Source organism: Microtetraspora sp. NBRC 13810 (assembly GCF_030268685.1).
In the GTDB taxonomy this organism is placed as follows: domain Bacteria; phylum Actinomycetota; class Actinomycetes; order Streptosporangiales; family Streptosporangiaceae; genus BSRQ01.
In genome coordinates this window covers 327,037-344,012 of sequence record NZ_BSRQ01000007.1, presented here as the reverse complement: position 1 = coordinate 344,012, position 16,976 = coordinate 327,037, and the positions used below count along the sequence as shown (strand labels likewise).

General features: G+C 72.8%; 14 protein-coding genes. 4 read left to right on the top strand and 10 right to left on the bottom strand.

Translation table 11 applies throughout. The features are described from left to right. The first annotated feature begins 20 nt into the window (after nt 1–20). Nucleotides 21–1,067, top strand: a complete 1,047-nt coding sequence (locus QSK26_RS17095) for a GNAT family N-acetyltransferase (protein ID WP_285776129.1) — start codon at nt 21–23, stop codon at nt 1,065–1,067. 10 nt (nt 1,068–1,077) lie between these two features. On the opposite strand, the gene QSK26_RS17090 is transcribed toward QSK26_RS17095, so the two are convergent. Further along, on the bottom strand, nt 1,078–1,815 hold the full coding sequence (locus QSK26_RS17090) for a Clp protease N-terminal domain-containing protein (RefSeq protein ID WP_285776128.1): 738 nt from the start codon (nt 1,813–1,815) through the stop codon (nt 1,078–1,080). Between the two features lie 186 nt (nt 1,816–2,001). Further along, nucleotides 2,002–3,231, bottom strand: a complete 1,230-nt coding sequence (locus QSK26_RS17085; RefSeq protein WP_285776127.1) for a hypothetical protein — start codon at nt 3,229–3,231, stop codon at nt 2,002–2,004. 149 nt (nt 3,232–3,380) lie between these two features. On the opposite strand from QSK26_RS17085, the gene add reads away from it, so the two are divergent. Beyond that, nucleotides 3,381–4,403 (top strand): adenosine deaminase, encoded by a 1,023-nt coding sequence (add, locus tag QSK26_RS17080; RefSeq protein WP_285776126.1) that lies wholly within the window; start codon nt 3,381–3,383, stop codon nt 4,401–4,403. A 12-nt stretch (nt 4,404–4,415) separates the two neighbouring features. Here the strand turns inward: add and pgl are convergent, their stop codons facing one another. From pgl to tkt, 6 genes are all read right to left on the bottom strand, one after another. Next, nucleotides 4,416–5,189, bottom strand: coding sequence for a 6-phosphogluconolactonase (gene pgl / locus QSK26_RS17075; RefSeq protein ID WP_285776125.1), 774 nt, complete (start codon nt 5,187–5,189; stop codon nt 4,416–4,418). Between the two features lie 30 nt (nt 5,190–5,219). Continuing rightward, the gene (gene opcA, locus QSK26_RS17070) at nt 5,220–6,137 is read right to left on the bottom strand and encodes a glucose-6-phosphate dehydrogenase assembly protein OpcA (RefSeq protein ID WP_502888715.1); all 918 of its coding nucleotides are present in this window, start codon (nt 6,135–6,137) and stop codon (nt 5,220–5,222) included. A gap of 12 nt (nt 6,138–6,149) precedes the next feature. Next, nucleotides 6,150–7,670: a glucose-6-phosphate dehydrogenase gene (gene zwf / locus QSK26_RS17065; protein WP_285776180.1), complete on the bottom strand. Its 1,521-nt coding sequence runs from the start codon at nt 7,668–7,670 to the stop codon at nt 6,150–6,152. Between the two features lie 137 nt (nt 7,671–7,807). Further along, nucleotides 7,808–9,421, bottom strand: a complete 1,614-nt coding sequence (locus tag QSK26_RS17060; protein WP_285776123.1) for a phosphoglucose isomerase-related protein — start codon at nt 9,419–9,421, stop codon at nt 7,808–7,810. A gap of 6 nt (nt 9,422–9,427) precedes the next feature. Further along, nucleotides 9,428–10,531, bottom strand: coding sequence for a transaldolase (gene tal, locus QSK26_RS17055; RefSeq protein ID WP_285776122.1), 1,104 nt, complete (start codon nt 10,529–10,531; stop codon nt 9,428–9,430). 2 nt (nt 10,532–10,533) lie between these two features. Next, a complete protein-coding gene (tkt, locus tag QSK26_RS17050; protein WP_285776179.1) occupies nt 10,534–12,567 on the bottom strand; it encodes a transketolase in 2,034 nt (677 codons plus the stop codon). 376 nt (nt 12,568–12,943) lie between these two features. Here tkt and QSK26_RS17045 point away from each other — a divergent pair, with 376 nt between their 5' ends. Both QSK26_RS17045 and QSK26_RS17040 read left to right on the top strand, forming a co-directional pair. Then, nucleotides 12,944–13,915 carry a heme o synthase gene (locus QSK26_RS17045; protein WP_502888712.1) on the top strand — a complete coding sequence of 324 codons (972 nt, stop codon included), beginning with the start codon at nt 12,944–12,946 and terminating at the stop codon, nt 13,913–13,915. 44 nt (nt 13,916–13,959) lie between these two features. Then, nucleotides 13,960–15,126, top strand: coding sequence for a PrsW family intramembrane metalloprotease (locus QSK26_RS17040; RefSeq protein WP_285776121.1), 1,167 nt, complete (start codon nt 13,960–13,962; stop codon nt 15,124–15,126). 10 nt (nt 15,127–15,136) lie between these two features. Here QSK26_RS17040 and QSK26_RS17035 read toward each other — a convergent pair whose 3' ends face one another. Beyond that, on the bottom strand, nt 15,137–15,868 hold the full coding sequence (locus QSK26_RS17035) for a SanA/YdcF family protein (protein ID WP_285776120.1): 732 nt from the start codon (nt 15,866–15,868) through the stop codon (nt 15,137–15,139). Nucleotides 15,869–15,971: 103 nt separating this feature from the next. Continuing rightward, nucleotides 15,972–16,955 carry a COX15/CtaA family protein gene (locus QSK26_RS17030; protein ID WP_285776119.1) on the bottom strand — a complete coding sequence of 328 codons (984 nt, stop codon included), beginning with the start codon at nt 16,953–16,955 and terminating at the stop codon, nt 15,972–15,974. Nucleotides 16,956–16,976: the final 21 nt, after the last annotated feature.

Here is a 16,976-nt window from a genome sequence, read left to right as displayed (position 1 = left end):
ACGGAGGGAGCGAACCGAACATGGGGTTTCTGCGCATTCGCACGACTGTGGACGAGCGTCCCGGACGGCTGGCCTCACTGGCCGCCGCGCTGGCGGAGAAGGGGGGCAACATCCTCGGCCTGAGCGTGCAGCCCGACACCGACGGCACGGTCGACGAGTTCATGGCCGACATCCCCGCTTCCCCGGAGGCCGTCCGCGCGGCGCTGGAGGCCGCCGGCGGGCGCCGGGTCGAGGTCGTCGCCGCCACCGCGCACGAGCTGACCGACGAGCCGACCAGGGCGCTGCTGCTCGCCGCCCGGCTGCGCGGCATGCCGTGGCGGCTGCCCGAACTGCTCGCCGAGTTGCTGCGCGCCGACGACGCGCGCTGGGTGTACGGCTCCGCGGCCGGTGAAGCGGGGGAGCTGCCCGACCCGACCCTGCTCACCGTGCCGGTCGCGCAGCGGCGCGCGGTCCGGCTGCGCCGGTCGCACCTGCCCTTCACCCTGACCGAGGCCGCCCGGGCGGCGGCGTTCGTCCGGCTCGCCCAGCCGCCGGCCGAGCCCGCCGGTCACGACCGGCAGGTCCGGCTCGCCGACGGCGGCGAGGTCATGATCCGCCCGCTCACCCCGATCTACCGCGACGCCGTACGCGACCTGCATGAACGCTGCTCGCCGGAATCGCGCAGGTTCCGCTACTTCACCGCCATGCCCACCCTGCCGCCCCGGCTGTTCGACCGCCTCTGCGACCGTGGGCGCGGGCTGTCCCTCGTCGCCGGGCACGACGGCCAGGTGGTGGCCCTGGCGACGTTGCTCTTCACCGCCGATCCCGGCATCGCCGAGGTGGGCTTCCTGGTCGAGGACCGCTGGCAGGGGCGCGGCCTGGGCGGCGTGCTCGCCCGCATGCTCGTGCAGCACGCCAGGGACCTCGGTTTCGCCGAGATCAGGGCCGGGATGCTCTCCGACAACACGCGGATGCGGCGGCTGATGCTGCCGCTGGGCGCCACGCTGACCTACACCGAGGATCCGGGCGTGATCGAGGCCCGGCTGCCGCTGGGGGTGATGGCGGCCGCGTCCCCGGGAGCGGCCTGACGCCGCGCGCTCAAGCCCGCCCGCCGCCCTCGGCGCCCTCGCCGGGTTCGCCGGGTTCGGCGTCCGGCGCCGGGCCAGGGTCAGGGCCACGGCCAGGGCCACGGCCAGGGTCAGGGGCCGGGCTTGGTGCTGGGCCTGGGCCCGGCGGGGAACCGGGTCCGGGCGTGGGGGCCGGGCCCGGGTCGGGTGGGGCGCCGAGGAGGTCGAGGCGGCGCTCGATGCGGTCCAGGCCGCGCTGAAGCCGCTCCAGCCGTTCGCCCAGTGACGCCGGGTCCGCGGCGAAGTGCCGGACGGACGGGGTGCGCTCGGGGGTGCGCGACCTGATCTCCGCGAGGACCCGGTCCCGCAGCGTCTTCACCGTGAGACCCGTCCTCGCCAGCGCCTGCGTCGCCGCGCCCTCTCCCTCCCTGATCAGGCCGAGCAGGATGTGCTCGGTGCCGATGTGCTGGTGCTGCAGCAGGATCGCCTCGCGCAGCGCCAGCTCCAGCACCTTCTTGCACCTGGGCGTGAACGGCATGTGCTCAGCCGTGCCCGCCCGCCCGCGCGGTACGACCCGCTCGACCTCGCCGCGCAGCCGGTCGCGGTCCAGGCCCCAGCCGCGCAAGATCCCGGCGGCCAGCCCGCCCTCCTCGCCGGCCAGGCCGAGCAGGATGTGCTCGGTGCCGATGTGGCCGTGGCCGAGCCGCCTGGCCTCCTCCTGTGCGAGGACCACGACACGGCGGGCAGGTTCGGTGAAACGCTCGAACACTGGAGCCTCCGTTACAGGGGTGGGCCGAGTGCGGTGACTCCACTATGCGACACGATGTCGGGTCCTGACCAGGAAGCCTGGCCAGTGCCCGAACCACGCGGCCGGTTCCCGGAGGCCCGGCGTCCTCACGGTGTCGTCACGGTGTCGTCACGGTGTCGTCACGGTGGGGTCGCACGATCTGGCGTCTCAGGTCCGGTGACCGTGACGGGTGCCGGTGTTCCGCGCCCGGTGGCCGGCCGTGCGTCTCACCTGAGGTGCCCCGCCCGTCGCGGCTTCGGCAGCGGTGCCGGCGCCCTCGGCGTCGCCCCTGGTGTCGCCCTCGGTGTCGCTCGTGGCGGTGGCCTCCTCGGCGGTCTCGGCGGTGCCGTCGGCGACCCTCGTGGCGGCTTCGGTGGCGGTCTCGGTGTCGCTCGGCGCGGCGGTCTCCTCGGCGTCCTCGGGGGTGCCGTCGGCGGCGGTCCTCATGGCGGCTTCGGTGGCGGTGTTGGTGGCGGTGTCGGCGGCCTTCGTGGCGGCTGCGGTGGCGGTGTCGGCGGTGGTCTGGGTGGAGTCGGCGGTGTGGCGGGCCCGGCGTTCGCGGCGTTCGGCCGTTTCGCGGCGTTGCGCGGCCGTGGACAACCGGTCGCGGGCCTCGGCGAGCTGGCGGGTCAGGGTCGCCACGCGCTCCGCCAGCCGTTCGTGCTCCTCGACGGCGCGCGCCCGCTCGGCCGCCCACTCCGCGAGATCCTCCCGCGCCTCGGCCGCGGCCCGGGCGGCGGACTCCGCCGCCCGCTCCAGCTCCAGCCGCCGCCGCTCCCGCCGCGCGGCGTCGTCCGCGGCGGACGTCCCCCGGGCCCCGCCGCGGACGGACCTCCGCCCACCGGGCGCAGCGGCCGTGGTCCGTGAGGCGGCGCGTGAGGCGGCGGGGGAAGGGGCGGGGGAGGGAGCCCGTGAAGGGGTGGGGGAGGGGGTGAAGCCGGTGTAGCTGAGGGGGCGGACCAGGCGGCCCCGCCGTACCTGGTCGGCCGCGTCCGCGTCGACGGTGGCCGCGTCGAGGGTCTGCTCCACCTCGGCGGCGGCCGAGCCGGACAGCGGCCGGCCCTCCCGCGCCGCGTGGTCACGGATCAGCCGGGCCAGCCGGGTGGTGAGCGCGCCGCGCCGGCCGGTGAGACCGGCGAGGGAATCGGCGTCCTGCGCCCGCCACGCCCGGCGGAGGTCCTCGCCCAGGTCCAGCAGCTCCGTCAGCTCATCCGGATGGGTGCGGGCGACCTGGTTGACCGCCCACGCCGAGACCGTCGGCCGCCGCAGGCCGCCGATCTCCCGGGCGAGCCCCGCCTCGCCCGCCTGCCTGGCGGCCCGCGCCGCCGCGTCCCGCTCGGCGATGAAACCCTCGGGCGGCAGCGTGTAGAGCCGCTCGGCCACCTCGTCCAGTCCCACCTCTGAGACCTACCCCGAAAGCCCCGTCGCGTCCACCACCCGGCCCGAACCAGGCGAAAGTTCACCGAAAGCCATAACCTTACATTCTTGTGTAAGATATCGGCCCCTGGGCTGTATGGAGTGCTGAGAGGCTGCGTAAAGTCGCCCGCATGGCCGAATCCCCACTCGAAGACTTCATCGCCGCGCTGCCCAAGGTCGAACTCCACCTCCACCTCGTCGGCTCCGCCTCCGTGCAGACCGTCCTCGAACTCGCCCGGCGTCATCCGGGCGGCCCGGTGCCCACCGTCGAGGAGGAGTTGCGGGCGTTCTACACGTTCCGCGACTTCCCGCACTTCGCGCAGATCTACATGGCGGTCAACACCCTGCTGCGCGACCCGGAGGACGTCGCGACCCTGGTGACCGGCATGGCCAGGGACCTCGCGGCGCAGAACGGCCGCTACGTGGAACTCCAGGTCACGCCGTACGCGCACCACGTGGGTGGCCTGCCGATGCGGGCGGTCACCGAGGCACTGGACATCGCGGCCCGGCAGGCGGCCGACGAGCACGGCGTCCAGGTGGCCTACATCTTCGACATCCCCGGCGAATACGGCGAGGAGGCGGCCAGGGTCACCCTGGACCACGCGCTCGGCGAGCCGCCGCAGGCCCTGGTCGGCTTCGGGCTGGCGGGCATCGAGCAGAGCCGCTCACAGTACCGGGACGCGTTCAGGGACGCCTTCGTGGCGGCCCGCGCGGCCGGGCTGCACAGCGTCCCGCACGGCGGCGAGATGAGCGGCCCCGAGACGATCTGGCAGACCATCGAGGACCTCGCCGCCGAGCGGATCGGCCACGGGATCTCCTGCGTGCGGGACCCCGCGCTGCTCGCCCATCTGCGGGAGACACAGCTCCCGCTCGACGTCTGCCCGACGTCCAACGTGTGCACCGGGCAGGTCGCCGCCATCGAGGAGCACCCGCTGCCCGTCATGCTGGGCGAAGGGCTCTACGTCACGCTGAACAGCGACGACCCGCCGATGTTCGGCACCACGCTGTCGAACGAGTACCGCGTCGCCGCCGAGGTGTTCGGCCTGGACCGCAAGGGGCTCGCCGCGCTGGCGCACAACGCCGTCAACGCGTCCTTCCTCGGCCAGGCGGCCAAGGACGCGCTCAACGCCGAGATCGACGCCGTCCCCGCCTGAGCCCCGGGCGGGTCAGGGGGAGGCGAGGCGGCTCAGGGACGCGGGGATCTTGGCGGCGGCCGCGCGGTCCAGCAGGAACAGCGTGCGCTGCCGCCCTCTCGCCCCGGCCGCGGGCACCTGCACCGGGCCCGAGGACTCCAGCGCCAGCCGTACGGCCTGCGCCTTCTCCGCGCCCGCGGCGACCACCCACACCTCCCGCGCCGCCTGGATGGCGGGCAGGGTGAGCGTGATCCGGGTGGGCGGCGGCTTCGGGGAGCCGTGCACCGCGACCACCGGGCGCTCCTCATACAGCGCGGGCAACTCGGGGAACAGCGAGGCGACGTGCGCGTCCGGGCCCATGCCGAGCAGCAGCACGTCGAAGGACGGCACCGGGCCGTGGTCCTCCGGCCGCGCCGCCGCGCGCAGCTCCTCGGCGTAGCGGGCGGCCGACTCCTCGGCGGACAGGCCGCCGTCCGGGCCGGCCATCACGTGCACCCGCGCCGGGTCGAGGTCGATGTGGTCGAGGAGGGCCTTGCGGGCCCCCGTCTCGTTGCGCTCCGGGTCGCCCGTCGGCACGAAGCGCTCGTCGCCCCACCACACGTCGAGGTGCCGCCAGTCCACGGCGTCACGCGCCGGGGTGGCGGCGACCTCGGCGAGCGTGGCATGGCCCACCGTGCCGCCCGTCAGCACCAGGGACGCCGAGCCCTTGGCGGACTGCGCGTCCACGAGCCGGGTGATCAGACGCGCGGCGACGGCCTTGGCGAGGACGTCGGCGTCGCGGTGGACGACAACGCTGGGGACGGTCACGGTGGTGCCCTTTCTCGGTGGTGGTGGTGCTCAGCGCCGCGCGGCCTGTGGCGCGGTGACGCCGCGGGCCAGGTGGCGGATCGCCGTCTCGTAGAGCTCGTCGGGATCGAGGCGGCGCAGCTCCTCGGCGAGCAGCTCGGAGGTGGGCCGGCGGGCCAGCGCCACCCTCCGGTCGGGCTGCCCGGGACGGGTCAGGGTGGCCAGCCGGGCGTCCGACCGGGTCACCTTGATCTCGCCGTCGGCGGTGGAGAGCCGTACCGCGGTCAGCCCGGGGCCGCCGGACTCCGCCACCTCCACCGGGGCGCCGAGCCGGTCCGACAGCCAGGCGGCCAGCAGCGGCGCGCTCGGGTTGTCCGGAACCGCCTCCACGACGCCCCGCTCCACCTCGCCGACCGGCTGGTCGAACGCCGCGGCCAGCAGGCTGCGCCACGGGGTGAGCCTGGTCCAGGCCAGGTCGGTGTCCCCGGGGTGGTAGCCGCGGGCCCGGCCGACGATCGCCTTCACCGGGTCGTCGGCGGACCGCGCGTCGGTGATCCGCCGCTGCGTGAGGAGCCCGATGGGATCCTTGGCCGGGCGGTCCGTGCACTCCCCGGGCCACCACGCCACCACCGGGGTGTCGGGCAGCAGCAGCGGGCTGACCACCGACTCGGCGTGCCGGGTCAGCTCCCCGTACAGGCGGAGCAGGATGACCTCGCCGGGGGTGGACTCGCCGATGCGCAGCTCGGCGTCGAGCCTGATCGCCTCCGCCGGGTCGCGCGCGATCGCCACCAGGATGCGCGACGGGTGCTCGCGGGCCGCCTCGGTGGCGGCGCGGACGGCGTCGTACTGGTTGCTCTCGTCGCAGACCACCACCAGGGTCAGCACCATGCCGATCGCCGGGGCGCCCATCTGGTGCCGCAGGTGGGTGAGCTGCGAAGAGATCTTGGAAGCGGTCGTGCCGCTCAGCATGAAGCTCGCCACTTAGAGCCTCCTCCAGACACGCCCGTCACGGGCCATCATCGCGTCGGCCGACGCGGGCCCCCAGGTGCCGGCCGGGTACCCCTCGGGCCGGCCCTGGGACGCCCAGAAGTGCTCGATCGGGTCGAGGATCTGCCAGGACAGGTCCACCTCCCGCTGGTGCGGGAACAGCGGCGGATCGCCGATCAGCACGTCGAGCAGCAGCCGCTCGTAAGCCTCCGGCGAGGACTCCATGAACGACTCGCCATAGGCGAAGTCCATGCTGACGTCCCTGACCTCCATCGCGGTGCCGGGCACCTTGGAGCCGAACCGCACCGTGATGCCCTCGTCCGGCTGCACCCGGATGACCAGGGCGTTCTGCCCCAGTATCTCGGTGTCGTCGGTGCTGAAGGGCAGATGCGGGGCCCGCTGGAACACCACGGCCACCTCGGTCACCCGGCGGCCGAGCCGCTTGCCGGTGCGCAGGTAGAACGGCACGCCCGCCCACCGGCGGTTGGCGATCTCCAGCTTGATGGCCGCGTAGGTCTCGGTGATGGAGTCGGCCGGGATGCCGTCCTCGTCCAGGTAGCCGACGACCGGCTCGCCGCCCTGCCAGCCGGAGGTGTACCGGCCGCGGGCGGTGCCGAGGCCCAGATCGTGCGGCAGCCGTACGGCCTTGAGGACCTTCTCCTTCTCCCTGCGCAGGGAGTTGGCCTCGAAGGACGTGGGATCGTCCATCGCGACCAGCGCCAGGAGCTGGAGCAGGTGGTTCTGGATCACGTCGCGGGCCGCGCCGATGCCGTCGTAGTAGCCGGCCCGCCCGCCGATCCCGATGTCCTCGGCCATCGTGATCTGCACGTGGTCGACGTAGCCGCGGTTCCAGATCGGCTCGAACAGGTTGTTGGCGAACCGCAGCGCCATGATGTTCTGGACGGTCTCCTTGCCGAGATAGTGGTCGATCCGGAAGACCGAGCTCTCGGGGAAGACCGCGCTGGTGATCGTGTTGAGCTCCTGGGCGCTCTGCAGGTCGTGCCCGAAGGGCTTCTCGATGACGACCCGCCGCCACGCCCCCTCCGGCGCGTTGGCCAGGTTGGTGCGCTTGAGCTGCTCGACCACCAGCGGGAAGAACTTCGGCGGCACCGACAGGTAGAACGCGTAGTTGCCGCCCGTGCCGCGGGTCTCGTCGATCTCCTTCAGCGTCATCGCCAGCGCGTCGAAGGCGCCGTCGTCGCTGAACTCGCCGGGCACGAAGTGGATGCCCTCGCGGAGCTGCTTCCAGACCTCCTCGCGGAACGGCGTCCGCGCGTGCTCCTTGATGGCGTCGTGGGTGAGCTGCGCGAAGTCCTGGGCGGCCCAGTCTCGCCGGGCGAAGCCCACCAGCGAGAAGCCGGGAGGCAGCAGCCCCCGGTTGCCCAGGTCGTAGATCGCCGGCAGCAGTTTGCGCTTGGCCAGGTCACCGGTGACGCCGAAGAGCACCAGGACGCACGGCCCGGCCACCCGCGGCAGCCGCTTGTCGCGCGGGTCGCGCAGCGGGTTGGCGAGCATCGCGGCCTCCGTGCTGGCCGCGGACGCCGCCGCGGCGGCGACGGTCGCCACCTCGTCGGCGTGGGCCGGCCTGGTCTCCTCTTCGTCGCCGGGAGCCTTCGGCTCTTCCGGACTGGTCATCTGAGTCTCCCCGTCTGTCATACCTGCCGGGCGGCGGCCAGCAGATGGCCCACCCCGGCCACTCGGTCGGTCAGATGAAGGCGCACGGCGGGACGGCCACGCTTGACCAGCGCGCCGAAGTCGCCGAGCGCCTGGGCGTGCTGGAGCCCGCCCAGGGTGAACGGTCGGCCGGGCACCTCGACGTCCTCCTCGACCGCCCCGGTGATCTGCAGGAAGACGCCGTTCTGCGGGCCTCCCTTGTGATATTGGCCGGTGGAGTGCAGGAACCTCGGCCCCCAGCCGAAGGTGACCGGGCGCTCGGTGCGCAGGGCGAGCAGGGCGCGCAGCGTCGCCGGGTCGGCGGCGGCCCACGCGTCGGTCAGCTCGTCCAGCGGGGCGTCGTCCCGGACGGGCACGTCGAAGGCGGCCCACCGGTCCAGATAGGCCATCACCGCGAGGTAACCGTCGTCGGGAACGGCCTCCAGCAGCCCGGTGAGCACGTCGGAGAGGTCCTTGGCCGGGCCGGGCAGCTCGCCGTACACCTCGACCGGGCCGTCCACGAGCACCGGCGTCTCCACGGGGAGGCCGGCCTCCAGGATCGCCGCGGTGTTCTCCTTGGACTCCGCCACGTTGGGCTGGTCGAACGGGTTGACGCCGAGCAGCCGCCCGGCCACCGCCGTCGCGTACTCCCAGATCAGGAACTGCGCGCCCAGCGGCCCGTCGACCCGCACCGCGCCGTCGGTGCCGATGCCCACCGCGAGCTCGTCGTCCGCGCCGGAAGGATCGGCGTCCACCACCGGCAGGATCCCCTTGCCCTCCTTGCCGGTGGACTCGGCGATCAGCTGCTCGATCCAGTCGGGCAGCCCGCTGATCTCCGAGAGGCCGTCCTCCAGGATCAGCTTGTCGCGCCCGGCCAGGGCCGCGGCGCCGAGCACGGCGCCCAGCTCCAGACCGGGGTTGCCCTCCTCCTCGGTGAGCGAGGCGTGCACGTCCCCCGCGTCGTCCAGCAGCCGCTCCACGTCGACGCCGGCCAGCGCGCTCGGCACCAGGCCGAACGCGCTCAGCGCGCTGTAACGGCCGCCGACGTTGGGGTCGGCCAGCACGGTCGGGTAGCCCGCCTCGATCGCCGCCTGCTCCAGCGGCGAGCCGGGGTCGGTGACGACCACGATCCGGTCGGCCGGGTCGATCCCCGCCTCCCGGAACGCGTGTTCGTAGACGCGCCGGTGGCTGTCGGTCTCGACGGTGCCGCCGCTCTTGCTGGCGATCACCACGATCGTGCGGTCCAGCCGGTCCGCGAGGGCCCGCCTGACCTGGCCGGGATCGGTGGTGTCCAGCACGGTCAGCGGCGCGTCGGCCGTGGCGCAGATCACCTCGGATGCGAGCGAGGAGCCGCCCATGCCGGCCAGCACCACGTGGTCCAGGCTTTCCGCACGGGCCCGCTCGACCAGCTTGCCGATCTCCGGCAGCAGCTCCCTGCTGGTCAGCGGCAGGTTGAACCAGCCGAGCCGAATCGCGGCCTCCGCCTGCGCCACGGCGCCCCAGAGCGCCGGGTCACCGGCCGCGAACGCGGCCGGCACCCCCTCGGTGGCGAGGGCGTGGACGGTGGCCGCCGCCGCGGCGGCCACCGTCTCATCGCCGAACGACACGCTCATGCGTTCTCACGCCTTCTTCAACTCGGCGGCCACGGTCTCGAGCAGCTCGTTCCAGGACGCCTCGAACTTCTCGACGCCCTCGTCCTCGAGTACCCGCACCACGTCGTCGTAGTCGACACCGGCGTCCTTCAGCGCGGCCATCGTGTTCCACGCGTCCTCATAGAACGGGCGGATCGTGTCACCGGACACCTTGCCGTGGTCGGCCACCGCGTCGAGCGTCTTCTCCGGCATGGTGTTGACCGTGCCGGAGGTGACCAGGTCGTCCACGTAGAGGGTGTCGGGGTAGTCCGGGTTCTTCGTCCCGGTCGAGGCCCACAGCGGACGCTGGGGACGGGCGCCCGCGGCGCGCAGCGCCTCCCAGCGCGGCGAGGCGGTCACCTCTTCGAACGCGGCGTAGGCGAGCCGGGCGTTGGCCACCGCGGCCTTGCCCTTCAGCGCCGCGGCCTGCTCGGTGCCGATCCCGTCGAGCCGCTTGTCGATCTCGCTGTCCACCCGGCTGACGAAGAACGACGCCACCGACTCGATCCCGTTCAGCGCGAGGCCCTTGGCCTTGGCGGCCTCCAGCCCGGCGAGCCACGCGTCCATGACGGCGCGGTAACGCTCCAGCGAGAAGATCAGCGTGACGTTGACGCTGATGCCCTCGGCCAGGCACGCGGTGATCGCGGGCAGCCCCTCGACGGTGGCCGGGATCTTGATGAACAGGTTGGGCCGGTCGACCAGCCACCACAGCGCGCGCGCCTCGGCGATGGTCTTCTCGGTCTCCTTGGCCAGCCGCGGGTCCACCTCGATGGAGACCCGGCCGTCCACGCCGCCGGAGGCGTCGTACACCGGGCGCAGCACGTCGGCCGCCCAGCGGATGTCGTAGGTGGTGATGGAGCGCACGGCCTCGCCCACGTCGACCCCGCGCACCCGCAGGTCGTGCAACTGGGTGTCGTAGGCGTCGCCCTTGCTCAGCGCCGAGGCGAAGATCGTGGGGTTGGACGTGACGCCCGCCACGCTCTTGTCCCGGACCAGGTCGGCCAGGTTGCCAGTGCGCAGCCGCTCCCGGCTGATGTCGTCCAGCCAGATCGAAACGCCCTGGCCGGAAAGCTTCCTGAGGGTCTCACTCATGATCAGTTTCCCGTCGTCTCGCCCTTGTCGGCCCCGGACCTGGCGAGGCTGGCGTTAGCGGCCGCCACCACCCGCTCAGCCGTGAGGCCGAACTGCTCGAACAGGGTCTTGTACGGCGCGGAGGCGCCGAAGTGCTCCAAACTCAGCACTTCCCCGTCTTCACCAACGAACTCGTGCCAGCCCATGGCGATTCCCGCCTCCACGGCGACCCGGGCCCGGACCGAGGGCGGCAGCACCTGCTGCCGGTAGGCGGGCTCCTGCGCCCGGAACCACTCCACGCACGGCATGGACACCACGCGGGTGGGCACGCCGGCGGCCTCCAGCGCCTCCCGGGCCTCGACGGCGAGGTGGACCTCGCTGCCGGTGCCGATGAGGATCACCTGCGGCCGGCCACCGGACGCCTCCACCAGCACGTAACCGCCCTTGGCGACCTTGGCGGCGTCGCCGGTGCCCTCGTAGACCGGCAGGTTCTGCCGGGTCAGCGCGAGCGCGGCGGGGCGGTCGGTGTGCTCCAGCACGACCTGCCAGGCGGCGGCGGTCTCGTTGGCGTCGGCCGGGCGGACCACGTCGAGGCCGGGGATCGCGCGCAGCGCCCACAGGTGCTCGATCGGCTGGTGCGTCGGGCCGTCCTCGCCGAGCCCGATCGAGTCGTGCGTCCACACGTAGGTGACGGGCAGCTTCATCAGCGCCGCCAGCCGGACGGCCGGGCGCATGTAGTCGCTGAACACCAGGAACGTGCCGCCGTAGGGGCGGGTGCCGCCGTGCAGGGCGATGCCGTTGAGGATCGAGCCCATGCCGTGCTCGCGGATGCCGAAGTGCAGCGTGCGGCCGTACTTGTTGCCGGGGAACTCCTTGGTCTGGAGCTCCTCGGGGATGAAGGACGGCTCGCCCTTCATCGTCGTGTTGTTGGACTCGGCCAGGTCGGCCGACCCGCCCCACAGCTCGGGCAGCACCGGCGCGAGGGCCGACAGCACCTCGCCGGACGCCTTGCGGGTGGCCAGGGACGCGCCCGCCTCGAAGGACGGCAGCGCCTTGGTCCAGCCCTCGGGCAGCCGCCGCGCGCCGATCCGGTCGAACTCGGCGGCCCGCTCGGGGTTGGCCTCGCGCCAGCCCGCGTACACCTTGTCCCACGCGGCGCGCGCGGAGCGGCCCCGCTCGACGACCGTGCGGGCGTGGTCCAGCACGTCCTGCGGGACGTCGAAGCTCTTGTCCGGGTCCATGCCGAGGACCTGCTTGGTGGCGGCCACCTCGGCGGCGCCCAGCGCCGAACCGTGGATCTTGCCGGTGCCCTTCTTGTTCGGCGCCGGCCATCCGATGACCGTGTGCAGCCTGATCAGGGTCGGCCGGCCGGTCTCGGCGCGCGCCTCCTCCAGCGCCCGGTGCAGCTCGGGCACGTCCTCGTGGTACTCGTCGCCGGCCCGCCAGTCGACGTCGACGACGTGCCAGCCGTACGCCTCGTACCGCTTGGCGACGTCCTCCGACAGGGCGATCCGGGTGTCGTCCTCGATCGAGATCTGGTTGCTGTCGTAGATGACGGTCAGGTTGCCCAGCCGCTGGTGCCCGGCCAGCGCGCTGACCTCGTGGCTGATGCCCTCCTCGATGTCGCCGTCGGAGGCGATGCACCAGATGTGGTGGTCGAAGGGGCTCTCGCCGGGCTCGGCGTCCGGGTCGAACAGGCCGCGCTCGCGGCGGGCCGCCATCGCCATGCCCACCGCGTTGCCGATGCCCTGGCCCAGCGGGCCGGTGGTGGTCTCGACGCCGAGGGTGTGGCCGTGCTCGGGGTGGCCGGGGGTGAGGCTGTCCCACTGGCGCAGCGACTTCAGGTCGTGCAGAGTGAGGCCGTAACCGGACAGGAACAACTGGATGTAGAGGGTGAGGCTCGAATGGCCGCAGGACAGGACGAACCTGTCGCGGCCCGCCCACGTGGGATCGGTGGGGTCGTGGCGCATGGTGCGCTGGAAGAGCAGATAGGCGGCGGGGGCCAGGCTCATGGCGGTACCGGGGTGACCTGATCCGGCCTTCTCCACCGCGTCCATCGCCAGGGCGCGTACGACGTCGACGGCACGCCGGTCGAGGTCGCTCCATTCAAGGGGCACGAGTTCGGTGCTCAACTGCTCGATCTCCGGATCTAGTAGTAATGGTGGCGCCCGGGTGGCGTTTCCCGCCCACACCGGACCCTAGTGGTTCGGCACGGCTTGCGTCGTGGAGCCCACAGGCGGGTCTGCGCGAGGTTTGTCGGCAGCGCCGGGGAAACGCCCAAGGTGAGACATCCCGCCGCGCGCCCTACGCCCCCCATTTCCGGGACCGGCCTCCTCTGGGACTACAGTGAGTCTCCAAGCTGGCTGGTGCCCGCATTCACGGATCCGCTCTAATCAGAGGTTACGCGTTGACCCCGCATGTGCTGGAAGCGCCTTGACGGTGCTGACGAACAAGCCATCGACCGAGCTGTCGGTGAGCCCGCAGGTGGCCGCTCCGGCGGAGCACCCGCAGCGGCCCCGCTCGCTGGGCGCGCTGGTCAAGGCGTATGTGGCCCTGACCAAGCCGCGGATCATCGAGCTGTTGCTGATCACGACGCTGCCGGTGATGTTCCTGGCGGCCAAGGGCCTGCCGGACTGGCGCGCCGCCCTGGCGACCCTGGTCTTCGGCACCCTCTCGGCGGGGAGCGCCAACGCGCTCAACTGCTACATAGACCGCGACATCGACGCGGCCATGCGGCGCACCCGGCGCCGGCCGCTCGCCCGCGACCAGGTCTCCCCGACCGGAGCGCTGATCTTCGGCGTCATCCTGGGCGTCCTGTCCACCGTCGGCCTGGGCCTCGCGGTCAACTGGCTGGCCGGGCTCCTGTCGCTCGCGGCCAACCTGTTCTACGTCTTCGTCTACTCCATGCTGCTCAAGCGCCGCACCGCGCAGAACGTCGTGTGGGGCGGCATCGCGGGCTGCATGCCGGTGCTGATCGGCTGGGCGGGCATCACCGGCCGGCTCGACTGGGCGCCGCTGGTGCTCTTCGGCGTGGTGTTCTTCTGGACGCCGCCGCACACCTGGACCCTCGCCATGCGCTACCGCGAGGACTACGCGGCGGCCAAGGTGCCCATGCTGCCGGTGGTCGCCACCGAGCGCCGCGTGGTGCTGGAGAGCATCGTCTACACGTGGGCCACCGTGCTGTGCTCGCTGCTGCTGTGGCCGGTGGCCGGGACCACCCTGCTCTACCCGGCGGTGGCGCTGGCGCTCGGCGCGGCGTGCCTGTGGGAGGCATACCGCCTGCTGGCCCGCGTCAACGCCGGCAAGACGGGCGTGGACCTGCGGCCGATGCGCTTCTTCCACTGGTCCAACGCCTACCTCGCCCTGCTCTTCCTCGCCGTGGCGATCGACTCCCTGCTCCGCTGAGCCTTGGGCGGGACAGGTCGTGGCCGATCGGTTACCCTCGCCACATGACGAGCCGTGATCCTCGCTGGGTGTTCAGGGAGCGCCCGTCGGTCGGGCTGATCATCGGGCTCGTCGTGGCCGGGCTGTGCGCGCTGGTGTCGTTCTCCTTCGACCTGCTCGACGGGCAGCCGGTGCAGTTCTTCATCGCGCTGATCCTGGCGATCGCGCCGGTGCCGCTGCTGCTGGCGGCCGTGCTGGGGCTGGACCGCATGGAGCCCGAGCCGCGCAGCAACCTGCTCTTCGCCTTCGCCTGGGGGGCGGGCATCGCCGTCCTGGTCGCGGGCGTGATCAACTCACTCGGCCTGGTCTACATCGAGCGGGCGGTCAACCTGGAGAGCGCCGACGCGCGGAGCGTCGCCGCCACCTTCGGCGCCCCGCTGGTCGAGGAGACCATGAAGGGCCTGGTGCTGCTCGGCCTGCTGAGGTTCCGCAGGCAGGAGCTGGACGGCCCCACCGACGGCGTCATCTACGCGAGCATGGTGGGCCTCGGCTTCGCCATGTCCGAGAACGTCAGTTACTACGTCGCCGCGCTGAGCGGCCCGTCCGGGGTGCAGACGCTCGCCGTCACGGTGGTGCTGCGCGGCATCCTGTCGCCGTTCGCGCATCCGCTGTTCACCTCGATGATCGGCGTGGCGGTGGCGGTCGCGGCGGGCCGGCGGGGTCCGGGCAGGGTGCTGATCGTGCTGGCCGGGTGGCTCGGCGCCATGCTGCTGCACGGCCTGTGGAACGGCCTGGCCTCCTACGGCGGCTTCGAGGGGCTGGCGGTGGCCTACCTGGTGCTGATGGCCGTGCTGTTCGTGCTGATCGGCGTGGTCATCCGGGACCGGCGGCGGATCGTCGCACTGTTGCAGCGTTACCTGCCCGCCTACCAGCCGACCGGCCTGCTCACCCTGTTCGACGTGCAGATGCTCTCCTCGCTGCCCGCCCGGCGGCACGCCCGGCAGTGGGCCAGGGGGAACGGCGGCCGGGCGGGACTCCGCGCGATGACCGAGTACCAGCTCGCCGCGACCGAGCTCGGCCTGCTGCACGAGCGCGCCACCCGGGGCGTCGTCGGCGAGTCCACCTTCTACGAGGAGCAGCGGGCGCTGCTGGAGTGCATGCGGGTGGCGAGAGAGCGTTTCCCGGTCCCGGCCGGGGCGTCCTCCCTGGGCGGGCCGCCAGGCTCGCGCTGACCCGCGCCGCTCAGCCGTCCAGGCGGATGCCGGCCCACCGCGCGGCCTGCTCCAGCGAGGTCTCCCGCGGCCCGGGGAAACGCGGCGGCGAGTCCAGCACCACGGCGTCCAGGAAGCCCTTGGCACAGGCGAAGAACTCCCTGACCGCGTAGGAGTAGGTGCGCAGCGCCCACTGCCTGCTGGAGTCGTCGCCGACGCCGTACGCGTCCAGGCCGGCCGTACGGCACAGCGTGACGGCTCTGGGCAGGTGGAACAGCTGGGTGACGACGGTGATCCGGTGGGCTCCGAAGACCTGGCGGGCCCGTACGCAGGAGTCCCAGGTGTCGAAGCCCGCGTAGTCCAGCACCACGGCCTCGCCCGGCACGGACCTGGCGAGAAGGTAGTCGCGCATCACGGTGGGCTCGTCGTAGCCCACCTGGGAGTTGTCGCCGGACAGCAGGATCGTGTGGATCTTCCCGGCGGCGTACAGCCGGGCGGCGATGTCCAGCCGGTTGGCGAGCATCGGGGTGGGCCGGCCGTTCCGGATGCCGGCGCCCAGGACGAGCCCGACCGGCGTCTCCGGCACGGCGCCGAGCCAGCCCGCCCCGGCCCCGGCGACGGTCGTGTGCCCGTCGCTGCTCAGCCGGGCCCAGGTGGGCGGGGCGAGGGCGAGCACGCTCAGCAGCACCAGCCCGTGGAACAACCGGCGCAGCGCGGTGCGGGAGAGGTGGGGGAGGGGCGAAACGACATTTCGTATGTTCATCAACGAAACGGTTCTCCGCGCGGTGGGGGAGGAGCGGATCTTTCCCCACATTCCAGTACACGGCACCCCAGGGCGCGGAGCCGGTCCCGGCGGGGGAGAGGGGTCAGGCGGCGATCGCCCTGAGCGGCTCCGGGGCGGGCTCGGGGAGGGGTCCCCGGGAGCGCAGCATGAAGACCACCCGCAGCGTGGCGATCCACACCAGGGCCGCCCCGAAGACGTGCAGGCCCACCAGCGCGGCCGGCACGGCGGTGAAGTACTGCACGTAACCGATCACGCCCTGGGCCAGCTCGACGGCGAAGAGGAGCAGGGCGGCCCGCCGGGCTCGTCCCGGTGTGTCGGTGAGGTGCAGCGCGAACAGCAGCGAGAACGTGATGCCGACGACGACCCACACGATGTCGGCGTGGATCCGCGCCACCACCTCCATGTCGAACGGGAAGCGGGTGGCCGCCACGTCGCCCGAGTGCGGGCCGGTGCCGGTGACCACCACGCCCGCGACCAGCAGCACGACGACCGCGGCCACCAGGACGAAGCCGAGCGTGCGCACGTCGCGGTGGACCAGGCGCTGCGGCGGGCCGTCCCCCTCGGTGGAACGGGCATAGAGCGCGTAGCAGGCCGCGATCAGACCGATGGAGATCAGGAAGTGCACGCTCACCGTCACCGGGTTGAGCACGCTGCGCACCACCACGCCGCCCCACAGGCCCTGCGCCGCCACGCCGATCGGCTGCAGCCAGGCCAGCCGGACCAGGGAGCGGCGCCGGGGCGCGAGGCGCAGCGCCGCCAGCAGGCAGGCCACGCCGACGGCGAGCACCAGGAACGTCAGCGTCCGGTTGCCGAACTCGATCAGCATGTTGATCGGCGAGACCTCGGGATGGGCCACCGGCGTGAAGCTCTCCGGCGTGCAGCGCGGCCAGGTGGGGCAGCCCAGGCCGGACTTGGAGACCCGGACCACGGCCCCGGTCACCGTGATGCCCGCGTTGACCACGACGGCCGCGATCGCCCAGCGCCGCATGGTGGCGGGGGTGGGCGTCCAGAACGAATGGAACAGGGCCGTCGCGCGGCTGCGGAGCTCGTCGATGAGGCGGGTCACGGGTCACATCGTAGGCGGAGA

What these genes read in the sequence shown, in the direction of transcription:
- opcA (WP_502888715.1), bottom strand. Translation starts at nt 6,137, where the DNA reads ATGCTGAGCGGCACGACCGCTTCCAAGATCTCTTCGCAGCTCACCCAC.
- QSK26_RS17095 (WP_285776129.1), top strand. Translation starts at nt 21, where the DNA reads ATGGGGTTTCTGCGCATTCGCACGACTGTGGACGAGCGTCCCGGACGG.
- tkt (WP_285776179.1), bottom strand. Translation starts at nt 12,567, where the DNA reads ATGGACGCGGTGGAGAAGGCCGGATCAGGTCACCCCGGTACCGCCATG.
- tal (WP_285776122.1), bottom strand. Translation starts at nt 10,531, where the DNA reads ATGAGTGAGACCCTCAGGAAGCTTTCCGGCCAGGGCGTTTCGATCTGG.
- QSK26_RS17060 (WP_285776123.1), bottom strand. Translation starts at nt 9,421, where the DNA reads ATGAGCGTGTCGTTCGGCGATGAGACGGTGGCCGCCGCGGCGGCGGCC.
- zwf (WP_285776180.1), bottom strand. Translation starts at nt 7,670, where the DNA reads ATGCTCGCCAACCCGCTGCGCGACCCGCGCGACAAGCGGCTGCCGCGG.
- add (WP_285776126.1), top strand. Translation starts at nt 3,381, where the DNA reads ATGGCCGAATCCCCACTCGAAGACTTCATCGCCGCGCTGCCCAAGGTC.
- QSK26_RS17040 (WP_285776121.1), top strand. Translation starts at nt 13,960, where the DNA reads ATGACGAGCCGTGATCCTCGCTGGGTGTTCAGGGAGCGCCCGTCGGTC.
- QSK26_RS17035 (WP_285776120.1), bottom strand. Translation starts at nt 15,868, where the DNA reads ATGAACATACGAAATGTCGTTTCGCCCCTCCCCCACCTCTCCCGCACC.